This is a genomic window from Streptomyces sp. CB01635 (assembly GCF_002803065.1).
In the GTDB taxonomy this organism is placed as follows: Bacteria; Actinomycetota; Actinomycetes; order Streptomycetales; family Streptomycetaceae; genus Streptomyces.
The window spans coordinates 24993-41969 of the sequence record NZ_NNBL01000047.1 but is presented as its reverse complement, the minus strand read 5'-3'; the positions used below and the strand labels follow the sequence as shown (position 1 = coordinate 41969).

Annotated in this window: 12 protein-coding genes; 3 read left to right on the top strand and 9 right to left on the bottom strand. The window is 68.1% G+C overall.

The annotated features are described in order from the left end of the window. Nucleotides 1–1161 precede the first annotated feature (1161 nt). The 8 genes from CG723_RS44720 to CG723_RS44685 all read right to left on the bottom strand — a co-directional run bounded on the left by CG723_RS44720 (nt 1162) and on the right by CG723_RS44685 (nt 11540). Nucleotides 1162–1461, bottom strand: a complete 300-nt coding sequence (locus CG723_RS44720) for a hypothetical protein (RefSeq protein WP_159032716.1) — start codon at nt 1459–1461, stop codon at nt 1162–1164. 126 nt (nt 1462–1587) lie between these two features. After that, on the bottom strand, nt 1588–2454 hold the full coding sequence (locus CG723_RS44715; RefSeq protein WP_100599301.1) for an amidohydrolase family protein: 867 nt from the start codon (nt 2452–2454) through the stop codon (nt 1588–1590). Further along, nucleotides 2451–3512, bottom strand: a complete 1062-nt coding sequence (locus CG723_RS44710) for an aldo/keto reductase (protein WP_234374869.1) — start codon at nt 3510–3512, stop codon at nt 2451–2453. Before CG723_RS44710 ends, CG723_RS44715 begins: the two co-directional genes overlap by 4 nt. 115 nt (nt 3513–3627) lie before the next feature. Continuing rightward, entirely contained in the window at nt 3628–5970 is a 2343-nt protein-coding gene (locus tag CG723_RS44705; RefSeq protein WP_100599299.1) for a glycoside hydrolase family 95 protein, read from the bottom strand. 29 nt (nt 5971–5999) lie between these two features. After that, nucleotides 6000–8192 (bottom strand): alpha-galactosidase, encoded by a 2193-nt coding sequence (locus CG723_RS44700; RefSeq protein WP_234374868.1) that lies wholly within the window; start codon nt 8190–8192, stop codon nt 6000–6002. Between the two features lie 83 nt (nt 8193–8275). Beyond that, nucleotides 8276–9616: an ABC transporter substrate-binding protein gene (locus tag CG723_RS44695; protein ID WP_100599298.1), complete on the bottom strand. Its 1341-nt coding sequence runs from the start codon at nt 9614–9616 to the stop codon at nt 8276–8278. Between the two features lie 29 nt (nt 9617–9645). Next, complete coding sequence (locus CG723_RS44690; protein WP_100599297.1) at nt 9646–10590, bottom strand: carbohydrate ABC transporter permease; 945 nt, start codon at nt 10588–10590, stop codon at nt 9646–9648. 8 nt (nt 10591–10598) lie between these two features. Continuing rightward, nucleotides 10599–11540: a carbohydrate ABC transporter permease gene (locus CG723_RS44685; protein WP_100599305.1), complete on the bottom strand. Its 942-nt coding sequence runs from the start codon at nt 11538–11540 to the stop codon at nt 10599–10601. A gap of 194 nt (nt 11541–11734) precedes the next feature. On the opposite strand from CG723_RS44685, the gene CG723_RS44680 reads away from it, so the two are divergent. The 3 genes from CG723_RS44680 (at nt 11735) to CG723_RS44670 (ending at nt 15310) form a co-directional block, all read left to right on the top strand. Continuing rightward, a complete protein-coding gene (locus CG723_RS44680) occupies nt 11735–12964 on the top strand; it encodes an ROK family transcriptional regulator (RefSeq protein WP_100599296.1) in 1230 nt (409 codons plus the stop codon). A gap of 13 nt (nt 12965–12977) precedes the next feature. Next, nucleotides 12978–13910: a LysR family transcriptional regulator gene (locus tag CG723_RS44675; protein WP_100599295.1), complete on the top strand. Its 933-nt coding sequence runs from the start codon at nt 12978–12980 to the stop codon at nt 13908–13910. A gap of 203 nt (nt 13911–14113) precedes the next feature. Then, the gene (locus CG723_RS44670; protein WP_100599294.1) at nt 14114–15310 is read left to right on the top strand and encodes a mandelate racemase/muconate lactonizing enzyme family protein; all 1197 of its coding nucleotides are present in this window, start codon (nt 14114–14116) and stop codon (nt 15308–15310) included. Between the two features lie 146 nt (nt 15311–15456). On the opposite strand, the gene mftF is transcribed toward CG723_RS44670, so the two are convergent. Next, on the bottom strand, nt 15457–16878 hold the full coding sequence (gene mftF, locus CG723_RS44665; protein WP_100599293.1) for a mycofactocin biosynthesis glycosyltransferase MftF: 1422 nt from the start codon (nt 16876–16878) through the stop codon (nt 15457–15459). Between the last annotated feature and the right edge of the window lie 99 nt (nt 16879–16977).

The window sequence follows — 16977 nt, the reverse complement described above, 5'->3', positions numbered from 1 at the left end:
CTCCGTCATGACTCCCAACTTCCCCTGCAGCCACGGTCTTCACGCTACGAGGGGAGGGACAATGCCGTACCCGAAGGTCGGTTCGGTTTTGGCTCTCAAGGCGTCTGCCACGGAGGCCGCCCTCCTTGCCCGATGGATTCGTGACTTCTACGCACCGTCGCCTGATCTCGTTTACTTCACAAGCGATTTGGCACTGGACCAAGGGGCCACTGATTACGGACAGATCCCCCCTTCCGGAGACACCCAGGCAATTGCATGCGTCTTGCAAGACCACATCGACGACATGGACGAGTGAGGGCCGCCGCATTCCCTCAGGTCGCGCAGTGGGCCTCCGCAACCTCTTCCACAAGGTGCCGTTGACCCGTTCATGGATGATCTCGCGCTCGACTGGTCTACCGACTTCACGGACCCCGTTGCGCCGGCTCCGCTGCTGCCCGCGCTGACTCTGGAGGACACGCACAGGCGCGCTCGCCGCGGCCACCGTCCGCGCGGCGCAGGAGGCCCGGCCGTGAACTCGTGGACCGGCAGGCTGTCCGGCCGGGAACAGGGTTTACGCCCAGCCCTGAATTGGCCCGCGGTGCCGGCCAGCGGGCTGGCTCGCTTCCCACGTGCACCACTGTTATCCGTGTCCACTAGGGTTCTTGATCGCATAAGGGCAACTTCGCGCCTGCCAGCGGGGCGTTGAGACACAGGGGAAGTACGGCATGAGTTACATGATTCCGGGCTGGCTAAGGGTTGTCCTTGCGGAGCGAGCACCTGCAGCGATCAACGCAATCTGACCGACCATGGTCACGACATGCTCAACCGCGGCCGAGGCCGGACGACACCGGTGTGGGGGCTCCCGCCTTGTGCGGTTGTCAGGACCTCGCGCCTGTCACAGACGATCGCCGATTTCTTACGGTCACGCCCCGCCACACCCCTCCCGCATCACTGTCAGCACCTGATCACTTGTCACACTCTGACGCCTAACGACAGTTGACACAGATGGCAAAGATACGGGGTGCTCCAGGGAAGTGGTGTACGGGTTCAACCTGATCCGCGGGTTTGCGCCGGCGCCGGGATGATGCCCGCATAGATGAACGGCCACCGGCTGATCTTCGAGGTGTCGAAACTCGAAGATCAGCACGATGACCGCACCAAACAGTGTGCCCTTGTACGCCTTCATCGAAGACGACCTCGCCCCGGCGAGTCCGAATCTGCTGCGCCGCGATGAGTGGTGGCGTCGGCACGGGACTGCCAGTGCCACGTGGCGTTCCAGCCGACGTCCAGGTTGATGTTGGTGTAGCCGGAACCCCTCAGATTCGCGGCCACGGCGTCCGTGATCTGCTTAATGTGTTCCTCGGTGAGCCACTTCGTGCCATAGCCCGGCTGACTGGAGGACTCGACGCTCCAACTGCTCCGGCCCATGAACGGCTTGACGCTGAAGTCGCTCTTGGCTCGGGAGGGGAGGGTCGTGGACATCAGGTTCAGGGTGATGACGTCCGCCACGGAGAGTCCGCGGCGAAAGCGACGGGCTGTACCTCACGGGATCACCTTTCATAAGGAAGCCCATGCGGGGTGGCATCACAGGCGCATCTGGGGTGTGCCCTACACGCCCGGCAGCCGGTAGCGCTGCTGGGCGTTTCGTCCGAAGACCTGCTCGTTCTCCGCGGCACTCAGGCCGCCGAGGGTGTCGGCGAGCGCGTCTGCGACATCGCTGTAACTTCCGGCCGCGAGGAGGCAGACGGGCCAGTCCGAGCCGAACATCACGCGCTGGACGGTGAAGGCGCTGAGGATGTGGTCGACGAATGGCTGCAGTGTTCTTGGCGTCCAGTCCTGCCAGTCGGCCTCGGTGACCATGCCGGACAACTTGACGTCGACATTGGGGTGTTCGGCCAGGCGCGCGACGGCGGACGCCCACGGGTCGTCCCAGCCGGCGGCTATGTGTGGCTTGGCGATGTGGTCGAGCACGAAGTGCAGGTCAGGAAGGGCAGCCACGGTGGCGGTGGCCGCCGGGAGTTCACGGGTACGCACGAGCAGCTCGTAGACAAGGCCGCGGGCCGCGATCTCACGGAGTCCGTGCCGGACGTCCGGCCGGTCGAGCCAGTGCGGGTCGTCCTCGTCGTGGACCTGATGACGGATGCCAACAAGCAACCGGCCATATTCTTCGAGCAGTTCGTCGAGTTCATCGCCGACGTCCGGGGCGGTGAGATCGACCCAGCCCACAACGCCGTGCACGAACGGGGTCTCGCGGGCGATGTCGAGGAACATCCGGGTCTCGGGAAGGGCAGACACGGTCTGTACCAGGACGGTGCCGTCGATGCCGTGGGTCGCGAGATCCTGGGCGAGGTCATCGGGTGTGAAAGGGCGGCGCACGGGGTCTAGCACCGCGCCCTCCATCCACGGATAGGTGAACCGTTTGGGGTCCCAGAAGTGTTGGTGTGCGTCGATGCGCACGGCGTGCCGCGCGGTCATCGGGCAGTCCTCTCCAGGCCGGTGGCCGGCGGGCCCACTGGGACGGGAACGTCTTCGGGCAGCAACCCACTCGCGCGCAGGTCGTGCCAGAGGGCGTCGGGTATGACCACTTCCAGCAAGCTGAGATCCATGTCCAGCTCCGCGAGGGACCGGGCACCGACCAGAACACTGGCGATCTGCGGATGAGCGAGGGGGAACTGCAGGGCGGCCGCCGCGAGAGGGACGTCGTAGCGGTCGCAGACGGCTTGAATCCGCGCTGCCTTTGCGATGACGGCGGGTGCGGCGGGGACGTAGTCGTACCGGGCCTGCGGCGATGGATCCACGAGGATGCCGCTGTTGAACACGCCGCCGACGACGACCTTGGTGCCGTGTTCGCGGCAGGCGGGGAGGAGGTCTGCCATCGCACCCTGGTCGAGCAGGGTGTAGCGGCCGGCGAGCAGGACGACGTCGAGGTCGCAGTTCTCCACCAGCCGGGTCAGCACCGGCGTGCGGTTCATTCCGGCGCCGATTGCCTTGACCGTTCCCTTGGCGCGCAGGTCCCTCAGGGCCGCGTAGGCGGTCGAGGAGGCCTGCTCATAGTGGTCGTCGGGGTCGTGCAGGTGCAGGATGTCGACGCGGTCCAGGTCGAGCCGGTCAAGGCTCTCCGCCAGAGAGGTTCGTACCCCGTCATAGGTGAAGTCCCAGACGGGGCCCGTTGCGGGGACGTCGGTGTAGAAGGGTTGTCCATCGGCGTACTGGCTCTCGTCCCGGGGTGCGTCGGCCCGCAGCAGTCGGCCGACCTTGGAGGAGATGACGAGGTCCTCGCGCGGCGTGTCTCTCAGGGCGCTGCCGACGCGCTGTTCGGCCAGGCCGTGGCCGTACAGCGGCGCCGTGTCGACGTAGCGGATCCCGCGGTCGCGTGCATGGCGGATCGTGTCGACGGCCTGTTCGTCGGTGACGGCACCGAGGAAGTTGCCGAGGGACGCGGTTCCGAGTCCGATACGTGGCAGGCGCAGGCCGTGCTCGCCGATCTCGACACGCGAGGTGCCGGTCGCGATGTCGCGGGGTGTGTTCGGCACGGTGTCTCCCGACTTCAGAGGGCGGACGGTACGGACAGGATTCAGCCAGGCGGCCGCGGCGGACAACATCGAAGTGCGGATGGCCGACTTTCGCGAAAGGAATCGACGCGGGGGTTCAGTGGTCCGGCGTCACCTCGCAGGATTGTCCCGGGAGGAGGCTCAGGGCGAGGGAGTTGTCCCTGTAGCGGACCCGGACCTGTCGCGGCGCCGCGGCGCGGAGAGTGGCGCGCTGCAGTCGGCCGCCGGACCAGGTGATGTCCACGTGGATGCCGCCTCGCGCGCGCAGCCCGCGGACGTGCCCGTGCGGCCAGGCGGCCGGCAGGGCCGGGAGGAGTTCGGTGTCAGCGCCGTCGGACTGCAGCAGCATCTCGGCGATGCCCGCGGTGCCGCCCGCGTTGCCGTCGAAGGAGTAGATGTTCTGGGCGGCGCCAGCCACGCCACCGCGTGAGAAGGAGAGCAAGTTGGCCTCGCTCGCGTCCGCGACAAGGCTGCGGACGTGGTGGAGTGCGGTGTCGCCGTCGAGGAGCCGCGCGTAGTAGGCGATGAAGTTCGCCTCAGCCCACTCGGTCTGTTCCCAGCCGGGTGCCGCCTCGCGCCGGTCGATGGTCACGCGTGCCGCCTCGGCCAGTTCGGGTGTGGTGCGCGGTGAGATCTGGCGCTCGGGGTAAAGCGCCATGAGGTGGGAGGTGTGACGGTGGCTCGGCACGGCCTCCTCGAAGTCGTGGAGCCATTCCTGCAGCTGCCCGTGGCGCCCGATCCGGAACGGGGCGAGCCGCCGGCGGGTCTCGGCGATCCGCTCACGAAACGCGGCGTCGACGTCGAGGTGGTGGGAAGCCTCCTCGCACATCCGGAAGACCGCTTCGACGAAGACGCGGTCGGCGGTCGGTCCCATGGAGACGGAGCATTCGGCGCCGGAGGGTGCGAGGTACCAGTTCTCCGGTGAGTCGGAGGGGCCGGTGACCAGCCAGCCGTGCTCGGGCTCGGGAACGAGATAGTCGAGGAAGAATTCGGCGGCTTCCTTGAGGACGGGGTAGGCCCGTTCTCGTAGGAAGTCCGTGTCCTGCCCGTACTCCCATCGCTCCCAGTGCTGCAAGGCGATCCAGGCGCCGCCGGTCACGTTGAGGCCCCAGCCCATGCCGCGGCCGGGGGCGGTGTACCCCCAGGCGTTGGTGACCGTGTGGGCGACCCAGCCGCGAGCGCCGTAGAGCCGCGACGCCGTGTCCCGCCCGGACCGGCGCAGGTTCTCGACGAGGCGCAGCAACGGCTCCTGGCATTCGGGGAGTCCGGTCGGCTCGGCCGCCCAGTAGTTCTGCTGGGTGTTCATGTCAAGGTGGAAGTCGTTCGTCCACGATGCGCTGCTGGCCAGGCCGTCGTTCCACAGCCCCTGCAGCGCGAGCGGCAGCGGCGAGTCATGGCGGGACCCGGCGACGGTGAGATAGCGCCCGTACTGGAAGTAGAGCGCGAGCAGTTCGGGGTCCTCGCCGCCGCGGGCCAGCAGATCGCGGCGCTCATCGGTGGGCAGCGCACCCAGGGCGGGATCGGTGCGACCGAGGTCGAGAGCCGCGCGTCCCATCAGCGCGGACACGTCGGCGACATGGGCGGCACGCAGGTGGGGCCATTCCTGCCGGGCCGCCGCGTTCAGAGCCGTGGCCGCGTCGGAATCCGGGGTGCCGCCTCGCCAGCTGGTGCCGACCGCGACGAGGAGGGTCGCGGCGTCCGCGCCGTCGAGGCGCAGGGTGTTGTCGTACGTGTCCTGAGTGCCGCCGTCGGCCACGAGGCGGATCCGGATAGTGAGGTCGACGCCGTCCCGGCCGTTGCTGTGCAGCGTTTCGACGGCCCGCCCCGACAGCACCAGATCACCGTCGGCGGTGCGCCTCGTGAGCGGGAAGACGGCTTCGCCCACACCGACTTGGAGACTGAGGGCTCCAGGTGTGGAGGCGGCAACCCGGTAGGCCACGACGCGAGCGGGGTGCGACGCAAGCACCTCGGTGGCGTACGTGACGTCGGAGCGGGTGAAGCTGGATTGCACGATGCCGTCGTCGAGACTGAGACTGCGGCGGTAGTCCTGGACGGGGCCGGTGGCGAGGTGCTCGATCCGTACCTCCGGGAGCGGCAGGTTGGTGCCAAAGGACGTCGGGTGGCCCAACAGGTGTTCCGCCGACAGTTCTTGTGCCTTAGCGTGCTCACCGGCGAACAGCAGAGCGCGGATGGTGGCGAGTTGCTCACGGCCGCTCTCGCTGACGTCCGTCTCGGACGGTGCGCCGGACCACGCGGTGGATTCCGACAGTTGGATGCGGTCGACATCCGTGCCGCCGTAGACCATGCCTCCTAGCCTGCCGTTGCCGATGGGCAGGGCCTCGAACCACCTGGCGGCTGGCGCCCTGTACCAGAGTGAGCCGGCTGGCAGGGGCGTGATGGGGTCGGAGTGGTCGGTTCCGGCGAAGGCGTTCAGGGGCATGTGGCTGGCTTTCGGTGTCATGGTGGGCCTCAGATGGCGTCGAACTGCAGCAGCAGCGCCTGTTGGGGCTGGAGCGTCGGCATGGGCAGGCCCAGCGTGGACAAGGTGTGGCCGCTGAGCCTCAACGAACCCTCGTCGGCTGCGGTGAGCCAGCCGGGCGGGTGTTCGTGCAGCGCCGGCAGGCCGATCTCGGCGCGTGTGCGGACCTTGTAGCGGCGATCCGGGGCGAGGCCGGGCACCGGGACCCGTCCCGAGGTGACCGCGGCCGACGTGCCGAGCCGCGCCCAGGCGAAGAGCGCGGATGTCCCGTCGTCGGCGACGACGCCGTGCAGCAAGGTCTGTTCGTCCGCGAGGTCGGCCCGGACGACACGCCCGCTGTGCAGGAGCGGTCGCAGCTCCTTGTAGAGCTCGGCCCAGGCACGGATCGCGCTCAACTCGTCGTCATCGCACGTATTCAGGTTCTGCTCGATTCCTGCGTGTCCGAACAGCGCGGTGGCGAGCCGGAACGACAGCGAGGTGACGCGGCGTGTCGTGTGCGCCTCGGTGGCGCCCACGTGGGTGCCCATCAGCTCGGGCGGGAGGAGCTGACCGGTCCATCGCTGGATGTGCTGGCGTTCGACGGGGTCGTTGCAGTCGGAGGCCCAGACGCGGTCGGTGTGCTGGAGGATGCCGAGGTCGATGCGGCCGCCGCCGCTCGCGCAGGATTCGATCTCCAGGCCGCGGTGCCGGGTGCGCAGGGCGTCGAGCAACCGGTAGAGCGCCTCGGTCTGGGCTCGGACACCCGCCCGGCCGCCGCCGTCGGCGCGGGTGCTCGCTTCGTGGAGTTCACGGTTGTGGTCCCACTTGATGTAGTCGATCCCGTACTGCGACACCAGGGTGTCGATCCGCTCATACAGGAACTTCCAGGCGTCCTCGTGGGCGATGTTGAGGACGTGCTGGTGCCGGATCGAGGGTCCCGCGCCGGACGGCGGGGCCAAGATCCAGTCGGGGTGTTCCTGTGCGAGGCGTGAGCTGAGATTGATCATCTCGGGTTCGAGCCAGAGGCCGAACTCCATGCCGTGCGAGCGCACCCGCTCGACCAGTGGGGACAGGCCGTCCGGCCAGACATCAGGGTCGACGAACCAGTCGCCGAGGCCGGTGCGGTCGTTACGGCGGCCGAGGAACCAGCCGTCGTCGAGGACGACGCGTTCCACACCGACCGAGGCTGCGCGGTCGACGAGTCCCGACAGGGTTTCGAGGTCGTGCTCGAAGTAGACCGCTTCCCAGGTGTTGAGCACCAGTGGCCGAGGGCTTGCCGGGTGGTGCGGCCGGGACCTGAGGAAGTCGTGGAACCGGTCGGCGATACCGTCCATGCCCCGGTCGGACCAGGCGAAGTAGAGCGTGGGGCTGTCGTATGAGTCGCCGTCGCCGAGGGTGACTTCGCCCGGCAGCAGGAGTTCTCCTCCACCGACGACCGAACGGTGCACACCGGCGCCCTCCGGGAGCTGCTCGACGAAGTAGCGCTGGTTGCCGCTCCAGGCAACGTGCATGCCCCAGACCTCGCCGGTGCGGAAGCCGGATCCGCCCGTGCCCGCCAGGAGCAGGTAGGGGGAGTCGAGCGACGGCTGTCCGCGCCGGCTCTCGCGCAGGTGGGTGCCGAACGGGAGGGGGTAGCGCTGCGGGCTGCGCTCACGCGACCACTTGCCCGTGAAGTCGACGATTTCCGTTGCCCGTTCGGGCAGCGGCAGCAGGAAAGTGAGGGCGGTGAGGTCGAAGGCATCGACCTCGTCCGCAGTGCCGGCCAGGCGGTGGAGCCGGCCGTCGACCGCGAGGATGCCGTGTGTGTCGAGCTGGTAGCGCAGTGACAGTTCGAGGCCGAGGTCGCTGTGGAGCCGGAGGGTGAGACTCGATGCCTGCGCGTCATGCGTGTGCCCCGTGAGGCGGAAGCGCGGGTAGGGCATTCCGGTCGAGCGGAGGTGACCCTCGATGCCGGGGGTGCCCGACCAGGCGTCCGCCTCGGTGGGTAGCACCGTCAACAGGCGGGGCGTGTCGGTGGAGTTGTGGGTGACGCTGGGCAGGGCCGTGGCACGGATGGCGTCGAGCTCGGCGGTGGAGAGTTCGCCGAGGTCGGCACCCCAGTGCAGGACACGCGGCAGCGGGTCACCGAGCTCGACGACGAAGCTGGTGGAGCCGCCCCGCAGCTGGATCACGGGCGCCGAGTGGTCGAGGTCGAGGTCTGACACGGTTCCTCACGTGGATCGTGGAGTGGTGCCGGCCGGTCGGGAGCGATGCCCGCCGACCGACCGTGTGCGGGGCGGTGCGGGAGTCAGTCGGCGATGATCGACTTCGTCTGGTTCTGCAGCGCCGGCCAGAACTTCGCACTCTTCTGATGCATGAAGAACGCCTCGAACTGCGGCCTGATCTCGGCCTCCATCTTGGAGCCGTTGCTGTAGGCCGGAGCCGGGAAGAGCTCCCCCTTCGTCTGGTACGTGCCGAAGACGGACAGGTCGAGACCGTTCTTCGCGGAGGAAGCGACGAGGGCGTCCATGGAGGTCTTGATGGAGGGGAAGAAGGAGCCGTTGACGACGGCCGCCTTCGACTGGCACTGCGCGGAGCCCATGTAGGAGACCCACTTCCAGGTCTGCTCGGGCTTGTCGGTGCCCGCCCAGATGTTGTTTCCGTTCATGTTGCTGAGAACGGAGCGCTTGCCATCGGGCGAGGACACCACGGGGGTCGTGCCGACCTTCACGCCGGACAGCTTGGCCAGTGCGGGCGCGTCCCAGGAACCGCCGGCGACCATCGCCACCGAACCCGAGCCGATCTGGTCCGCGGTGCCGGTGGTGAACTGGCCGAGCCTGGGCGAGTAGCCTTCGTCCGACAGCCCCCGGATGAAGTCCATCGTGTCGATGAACCGCTGATCCTTGTAGTTGAACCGGCTGGGCCAGTTGGGCTTGTCGGTGAGCTTGAAGCCCGTGCTGGAGGCAAAGGGCCCCCAGGTCGTCTGGCCGAGGTTGTCGTCCGAGGCCATCGTGCCGATGCCGTAGACCTTGACCTTCTTCTTGTCGAAGCCGGGCTCGTCCCCACGCACGCCGTTCTTGTCGACGGTGAGGTGCTTGACCAGCTTCAGGAAGGTGCCGCCGTCCTTGGTGTTCCAGGTGAGGTTCTGGAGATCCTTCTCCTTCAGCCCTGCCTTCTTGGCCATGTCCCGGTTGAAGTAGAGGGCGCTGGCCGCCCAGTCCAGCGGTAGCGCGTACTGCTTGCCGTCGGTGTACTTCCACAGGTCGACGCCGTCGGCGAAGACGCCGAGGTCGTAGTGGGTCTTCTTGATGAGATCGTCCAGGGGAAGGATCTGCCCCTGGCTCGCATAGGACTGGAAGTAGGTCACGCTGTTCTGGAAGGCGTCGGGGGCATCCTTGGCGACGAAGCCTGCGGTTAGCTTCGTGAAGTAGTCGTTCACGTTGTAATTCGTGATCTTTACTTTGATGCCGGGGTTGGCCTTCTCGAATCCAGGTACGCACTTGCTGTAGGCGGCGGCCTGGTCGGGGGACCAGGTCCACCAGTTGACCGTGGCACCCGCGCCCTCGGCGCTGCCGCCCCCGCCGCAGGCGGTGAGGGTAAGCAGGGCGGCGACGCCGGCAGCGGTGGCGGCGAACTTCCTGGTTCTCATGGATTGCCTCAAGTGGGTGTCGGGCGGGGTCACTTGATCCCGCTGAAGCCGATGGAGTTGACGATCCGCTTACCGAAAGCGACGAAGAGCAGCAGCATGGGAATCGCCGCGACCAACGTCGCGGCCATCAGGCCGGAGAAGTCGGGCTGTGACGTCGGGGACGCCTGCTGGAACACGCCGAGCGCCAGTGTGAGCGGCCTGACCTGCTCGTTGTTGGCGACGAGCAGAGGCCAGAAGTAGTCGTTCCAGGCCCCAATGAAGGTGAGGATGGCCAGCGTGGTGAGCGGCCCCGATGTCATCGGGAAAGTGATGCGGAACATGATTCTCAGAGGGCCGGCGCCGTCGATGACCGCGGCCTCTTCCACTTCCCCGCTCAACCCGAGCATGAACTGGCGGAGGAAGAAGATGTTGAAGGCGGAGAACAGAGCACCGGGCAGGATGAGTCCGGCGAAGGTGTTGATCAGACCGAGGTCGTTGATCAGCACGAAGTTGGGCAGCAGCATCAGAATGCCGGGCACCATCAAGCCGGCGAGCAGGATGGAGAAGACGACGTTGCGTCCTCGCCATTGCAGCCGTGCGAAGGCGTAGGCGGCGAAGGCGGAGAAGGTGACCACACAGACGGTGAGCAGGCCCGCGTAGATCACCGAGTTGCGCAGGAAGAGCGGGATGTCGAGGGAGGCACCCGAGCCGCCCTGCGCGATTGCCGCGGTCTGATCGGTCGTGCCGAAGACGCGCTCGAAGGCGTTGAGCGAGAAGCCGGTCGGCAGCAGGGAGGACGGGGCGCTGCTCAGCGCGTGGTTGTCCGACAGCGCGGTCCGCAGGATCCAGTAGAACGGAAAGATGGTCACCAGCAGGAATCCGGTGATGTAGATCCAGGCGACGGCCCTGCCCACCGGTGGACGCTGTCGGCGTCGGGGCGCCACGGGATCCTTTGGCACCTGGACTTCTGGAGCGATGACGGCTGTGGCGGTCATGGCCGGCCTCACTTCGTGTCGGATTCGTCGGCGCGCAGCAGGCGCATCTGGAGGAAGGTGATGGTGATGAGCATCGCGAAGAGGGCGAGCGACATCGTGGCCGCGTAGCCGAAGTCGAACTGGCCGAACGCCTTGTCGTAGATGTACATCTGCAGCACGTTCGTCGCGTCGGCCGGGCCGCCCTTGGTGGTGACCGCGACGATGTCGAACACCTGGAACGAACTGATGACGCTGAGGACGACGACCATCGCCATGATCGGCCGCAGCAGCGGCAGGGTCAGCCGCCAGAACATCTGGATCTCGCTCGCGCCGTCCAGCCGGCCCGCCTCGTAGACGTCGGGCGAGATGGTCTGCAGGCCTGCGACGATCAGTACGGTGCTGTAGCCCATGGACTTCCACACGCTGATCAGGGCCACCGAGGGGATGGCCCACGTCTGTGAGCCGAGGAACTCGATCGGCGAGCCCGTGATCTTCTCGATCAGCACGTTGACGATCCCGAGCTGTGGATCGAGCATCCACTGCCACACCAGGCCTGCGACCACTCCGGAGATGAGGAACGGCAGGATGACCAGGCCTCGGACCACCGTCGACTTGGTCAGTCGGTGCAGTACGACGGCGGTGATCAGCGAGACGGTGAGGCCTATCCCGACGGAGAGGACGACGAAGTACAGCGTCACGCGCAGGGAGTGCCAGAACTTCTCGTCACCGATCAGCGTCCTGATGTTGTCGAGGCCGGTCCAGACCGGCGGAGTCAGGATCTTGAAGTCCGTGAAGCTGAGGTAGACGCCCCGCAGCGTCGGATAGACGGCAAACACCGCGAAGCCCAGCACGGCCGGTGCGATCAGCAGCAGCGCGAGCCGCCAGTCGTTGCGATGCGCCGGGTTGCGCAACTGGCCCTTGCGGAGGGCATGTTCACGCCTCCCCGGCCGGGTCCTCAGCATCGTTGCCATGAAGTCTCCCTTGAGCAGCCGCACTTCGGCAGCGCACCGGCAGCTCGCCAGCGTGAGGCGACCATAAGTTCAATACATTTCGTTGTCCAGTAATCCATCAGCACCATCCTGGGCAGATACGGTTGCCTTACATGGCGAAGGAAATGAAGATGGTCGGCAGCAGACCGTTGCCGTAGCGGAAAGCGGGGAGAGACATGAGCGATGCGCGAGCAGCTCGCGACGACGGCTCGACGGACGGCGCCCCTGTCGCGTCGGGCCTCGAGTGGGGCAGGCTGCCCACAGCGCCTGCTGTGACGACGGTCCTGACCGAGATCCTGAAGCGCGGCCCGATTCCGCGGATCGAGGTCGCCCAGCGGACCGGACTGTCGCAGACCGCAGTCACCAAGGCGGTCGCCCGCCTCACCGAACAGGGCCTCATCTCCGCCCACGACCACCGCCGTTCAGCAGCGCCCGGCCGCCCCGTACAGCCGCTCAGCGTGCAGGCGCAAGCGGCGCTGGCGATCGGGATCACGGTGCGCGTCGACGAGATCTTCGGCGTCGCCACCACCCTCCGTGCCGAAGTGCTGCAGTCAATCCACCGTCCGCTCGCCAGCACGGTGCCGGCGGCCGTCGCCGACAGCGTCGCCACCATGATCGACGCACTGCTCGCCGAACTCGGCCCGGACGCCGAGCGAGTCCTCGGCGCCGGAGTGGCGGTGTCCGGCGAGGTCGACAGCGCCTTGGGGATCGTGCGCACATCACCGCGGCTCAACTGGCGGGACGTGCCGCTGCGCGAACTTATCCACGAACGCCATGGTCTGCCGGTGTACGTCGACAACGACGTCCGGGCGCTGTCGATCGCAGAGGAGTGGTTCGGCATCGGCGTCGACACGAACTCGTTCGCCATCCTGACCATCGGCGCCGGCATCGGCTGCGGTCTGTACGTCAACGGAGACGTCGTCGCGGGTGATCACGGGGTGGCCGGCGAGATCGGACACCTGCCGCTCGGCCCAAGTGACCTGCTGTGCACGTGCGGACGGCACGGCTGCGTCGAGACCGTCGCCTCGTCGAGCGCCATCATCCAGGCCATCCGCGCGGCCAAGCAGGACCCGCTGCTCACCATGAGGGAGGCCGTCGCATTGGCGCGCGACGGCGACGCCGAGGCCCGCGGCGCGTTCGAGCGCGCCGGATCCGTGCTCGGGCTCGCGCTGGCCACCGTGGCGAACCTGGTCGGCCCCGGCAGCATTCTCGTGGCCGGTGAATCCGTCACCAACTACGACCTCTTCGGCGTCCGGCTGCGCGAAGCCTTCGAGGCGCACGCGTTCGGTTCGGCGGGCGACTGCACTATCGTCGCGAAGTCCCACACCTTTGAGGACTGGGCGCGCGGCTCGGCGGCCTCGGCGATCCAGGCGCTGGTGGAAGGGAAACTGGCCGCGCAGTCCTGATTCGGAGATCGCCATGGGGATAGAGCTGGTCTGGCTGAAGACCTGGCTCGACGTCGTCGACACCGGCAGCTTCGCCAGGGCTGCCGAAGCCATACCTCTCTCACAGCCGCGCGTCTCCGCACACGTGGCCAACCTCGAACGGGCGCTGGGCTGCACACTGATCGAACGCCGGATCCGGCCGCTCGCGCTGACCGAGGACGGACGTGCCCTGCTGCCCAAGGCCAGGGCGGTGCTCGCCGCGGTCGACGATCTCACCGGCCATCGCCACGGCCGGGATCCGCTGACCGGCCTGCTCAAGGTCGCCAGCTTCGCCAGCGCGAGCGACGCCTTCCTGCCGGCCATCGTGCGGCAGCTGCACAGGGATCATCCGGAACTTGAGGTCGGCATCTTCGACGGTGACGTCCAGTCCACCGAGACCGCGCTGACCGACCGGCGCGTCACCGTCGCGCTGCGGCCGCTGCGCCCCGAACCCGTCGACCGGGCGCTGACCTGTCTCCCGCTGTGGCGAGAGCCGTTCGTGGCCCTCCTTCCCACCGGCCATCCCTTGCTGGCCGAGGAATCCGTCGCGCTGGAACAGGTGGCCGCCCATCGGGTCATCACCATCGGAAACCCCCTGCTCGACAACTATCTCGGCTACGAGGCCGAGGCCGCGCTCCACGCCAGCTACGTGGAGGTGCCGATGGGGCAGGTGTCACAACAGCCCACCACGCTTGCCGCCATGGTCCGGGCCGGGCTCGGTGTCGGTGTCGTCAACCTGCTTGCCGCGTCGATGGTCCGGCAGGACGGGCTCGAGCATCGTCCGATCCGCGACCTGCATCGCCACCGCGACGTCGGAATCTGGTGGCACAGCGAACGGCCGCTTCCGCGTGCCACCAGGACGTTCATCGACCTGGTGGCGGCGGCGCCACCGCCCAAGGGCACTATTCCGGTCCCGCCGAGCGGGTGACGGGCATCCCTCGGATCACGGATGGCCGCCATCCGCGATCCACTATTGCCCGGTGAGGTGGGTGCTGGCTGCAATGAACGGGCCGCCGGACCGCCGGAAAGCGCGTGTGTCCACCATCGTCCCCGGTGCCTCCCGAAGCCACGGGTGGACGCTGCGGGGCGGCGGGGCCGGCTCAGATACGTAGTGAAGGAGAAGAACACCTCATGCCCGATGCTGCTCCGCAGGTGCTCGGTGTGCTGTCGCCCACCCTCAGCGACCTGGTCCACGGTGACGAGGCCGCCGAGATCGTCTCGGTGGAGACGTACGCGCTCGCCGTGCCACTGACCCGCCCCATCGCGGACGCCACCGCGGCCATGGACCACTGGACGGTGCCGGTCGTCGAGATCCGCACCCGCGACGGCCTGGTCGGCACCGGCATCTCCGGCGTTCACACCGCTCCGGAACTTTTGTGCTCCGTCATCGACGACTACTACGCCACCAGCCTGCTCGGTGCCTCCAGTGAAGACATCCTTGGCACCTGGAACCGCCTGTACTGGCTGCCGACCCACTGGATAGGACGCGCCGGCCCCGTACACATGGCCCTTGGCATGGTCGACATCGCGCTCTGGGACCTCGCCGCACAGCGCGCCGGCGTCCCCCTGTGGCGTCTCCTCGGCGGATCTGCCGACCCCATCGAGGCGTACAACACCGACGCCGGCTGGCTCAACTCCCCCGTCGATGACCTCGTACGCGGACTGACCGGCCTCATCGACCAGGGTTGGCGCCGGGTGAAGGTCAAGGTCGGCAAGCCGGACTGGCGCGAGGACGCCGCCCGGGTCCGAGCCGTACGCTCGGCACTCGGCGACGATGCGACCCTGATGTGCGACGCCAATCAGCGGTGGGACCTGTCGACCGCGTGCCGGATCATGCCCGTCCTCGAGGAAACTCGCATGGACTGGGTCGAGGAACCGCTCCACGCCGACGACCTCAGCGGCCATGTCACCGTCCAGCGGTCGACAGGCCTCGACATCGCCGCCGGTGAAAGCATCTACAGCTACCAGCAGTTCAACAGTTTCATCAGCCACGACGCGATCCGCGTCGTCCAGCCCGACGCCACCCGGCTCGGCGGTGTGACCGAGTGGCTGCAGGTGGCCGGACTTGCCGCAGCGCGCGGCCTGCGCGTCGCACCGCATGCCGGCGACATGATGCAGCTCCACCAGCACCTTGTCGGCGTCGGCCTGTCGGCCGCCCCGCCGCTGATCGAGTTCATTCCCTGGACGCAGGACGCCTTCGTAGAACGCAGCGTCGTCCGTGAGGGATACCTCCAGCGCCCGCAAGCCCCTGGCGCCTCCACGGCCATTGCACCCAAGGCCCGCCACAGCTGGCAGGTCCGTGGGGTCGGGGCCCTGCGCGCGGGATAGCGGCGGTCTGTGTCGGCCGGAGGCCCGGGAGATTCTCAGGAAGGGCGGCGGATCCTCTTCCGGACGTACTTCTGCGCGGCCTTTGGCCCTGACCGCGCTGGCCACAGCCGCCCCCGGCCGGCGTGCGGGAGGGGGCAACGTCTCGATCAGCGGGACCGCGTGGCGATGCGGAGACGGAGAGCGGCCGTGGATCGGCCCCTGACGGCGGAGAGCCACACCCCTGCGCCGTAGGCGAGGTCGTCAAGGCGGCGGGCGGCAGCGTAACGCAGGGGGCCGAGTCCGCTGGTGCTGTGGCTCCCGTACTCCAGGGCCATGTCGGCAACGGCCGCCACCGCGGCGGCGCGGCGGACCCGGCGGGAGATCAGGCATCCGACCGCGGTGGCGGGCCACCAGTGCCGGGTGAGCAGGGCTCCGCCCTGGGCAAGGGCGTTGACGGCTCCACCGGCGGTCAGGCGGGCGGCCTCACTCACGGGGTGCGCGGTGCCGTGGAGGGTGCGCGCGATGCGCAGAGTCGCGGTGGTCCACAGGGCGGTGGCCACCGGCAGGGACCAGCGGCGCTGTGCGGCGACCGCGACCAGCAGGGCTGCGCTCCACGGAGCGAGCACGGCCGTGGCGGTGTCCTGGGGGTGGCGGACGGCAAGTGGATGAGCGCCGGTACCGTAGTCGATCTTGCGCCGGAACCATGCGACGAGCTGCGCCCGGTGCTCATGGTCGGCGTGCACGGCGGGTTCGTAGCGGATGCGCCGCCCGGTCTCGACCAGCCGCCAGCACAGATCGACGTCCTCCCCGACGCGCAGGGACTCGTCGAAGCCGCCTGCTGCCAGCAGCACGTCGACGCGTGCCACGATGCAGGCACTGGGCACCCACGAGACGGGACTGCCGGGACGCACCGACGCGGGATGCCTGCCCAGGTCGAGGGAGGAGCGGACGTGCTCGTATCGACTGATCCAGCTTCCGGAGGAGTCTGTGTTCATTGCTCCGATACGGGGGACCGCCATGGCGACGGACGGGTCGGCGAAGTGCCGCAGCAGTGCGGGCACTGTCTCACGCGGCAGCACCATGTCGGAGTCCACGAAGGCGACATGCGAGGTGGTCACCTGGCGCAGGCCGGCGTTGCGCGCAGCGGCTGGGCCGACGTTGACCGGCAACTGCAGCAGCCGGGCACCGTGTTCGGCAGCCACGGTGGCTACCCGTTCCGGGGCCAGGGAGGCGTCGTCGACAACGATGACCGGGCTGCCGGACGGTAGGCAGGCGAGCAGTCGCGCCAGTTGCCTGCACCGGTCCCGCACCGGGATGACGTAGGTGCACGAGGACTCGCCTTCCGCCGTGACGGCGGCGTCGGACAGTGCGGTAAGGAGCGGATGGGCCATGCCGTTCGCCAGCAGGCGGTCCGCCAGAAGGGCACTCGCCGCGTTCCGCACCCGCAGGCTGCGGCCGGACAGCAGCGCTGTGGCCCGGGGAGTGAGTCGCAGCAGCCGGGTGGGCTGTCCGCCCAGCAGCGCCCGGCCGTCGTCGAGCACCCGGGTGCCGCGGTCGAGAGTGACTATGAAGCCGTTGGGGAGGGTCATGTGAATGGCCGTTCTCGAGCGGAGGAGTTCTGGCGGCACAGGTTTGCGTGACGGTGCGCGTTGCGGGCTGCCGGGATGTCTCCGCCAAGTAGTGACAAG

What these genes read in the sequence shown, in the direction of transcription:
- CG723_RS44720 (WP_159032716.1), bottom strand. Translation starts at nt 1,461, where the DNA reads ATGTCCACGACCCTCCCCTCCCGAGCCAAGAGCGACTTCAGCGTCAAG.
- CG723_RS44715 (WP_100599301.1), bottom strand. Translation starts at nt 2,454, where the DNA reads ATGACCGCGCGGCACGCCGTGCGCATCGACGCACACCAACACTTCTGG.
- CG723_RS44705 (WP_100599299.1), bottom strand. Translation starts at nt 5,970, where the DNA reads ATGCCCCTGAACGCCTTCGCCGGAACCGACCACTCCGACCCCATCACG.
- CG723_RS44695 (WP_100599298.1), bottom strand. Translation starts at nt 9,616, where the DNA reads ATGAGAACCAGGAAGTTCGCCGCCACCGCTGCCGGCGTCGCCGCCCTG.
- CG723_RS44690 (WP_100599297.1), bottom strand. Translation starts at nt 10,590, where the DNA reads ATGACCGCCACAGCCGTCATCGCTCCAGAAGTCCAGGTGCCAAAGGAT.
- CG723_RS44685 (WP_100599305.1), bottom strand. Translation starts at nt 11,540, where the DNA reads ATGGCAACGATGCTGAGGACCCGGCCGGGGAGGCGTGAACATGCCCTC.
- CG723_RS44680 (WP_100599296.1), top strand. Translation starts at nt 11,735, where the DNA reads ATGAGCGATGCGCGAGCAGCTCGCGACGACGGCTCGACGGACGGCGCC.
- CG723_RS44675 (WP_100599295.1), top strand. Translation starts at nt 12,978, where the DNA reads ATGGGGATAGAGCTGGTCTGGCTGAAGACCTGGCTCGACGTCGTCGAC.
- CG723_RS44670 (WP_100599294.1), top strand. Translation starts at nt 14,114, where the DNA reads ATGCCCGATGCTGCTCCGCAGGTGCTCGGTGTGCTGTCGCCCACCCTC.
- mftF (WP_100599293.1), bottom strand. Translation starts at nt 16,878, where the DNA reads ATGACCCTCCCCAACGGCTTCATAGTCACTCTCGACCGCGGCACCCGG.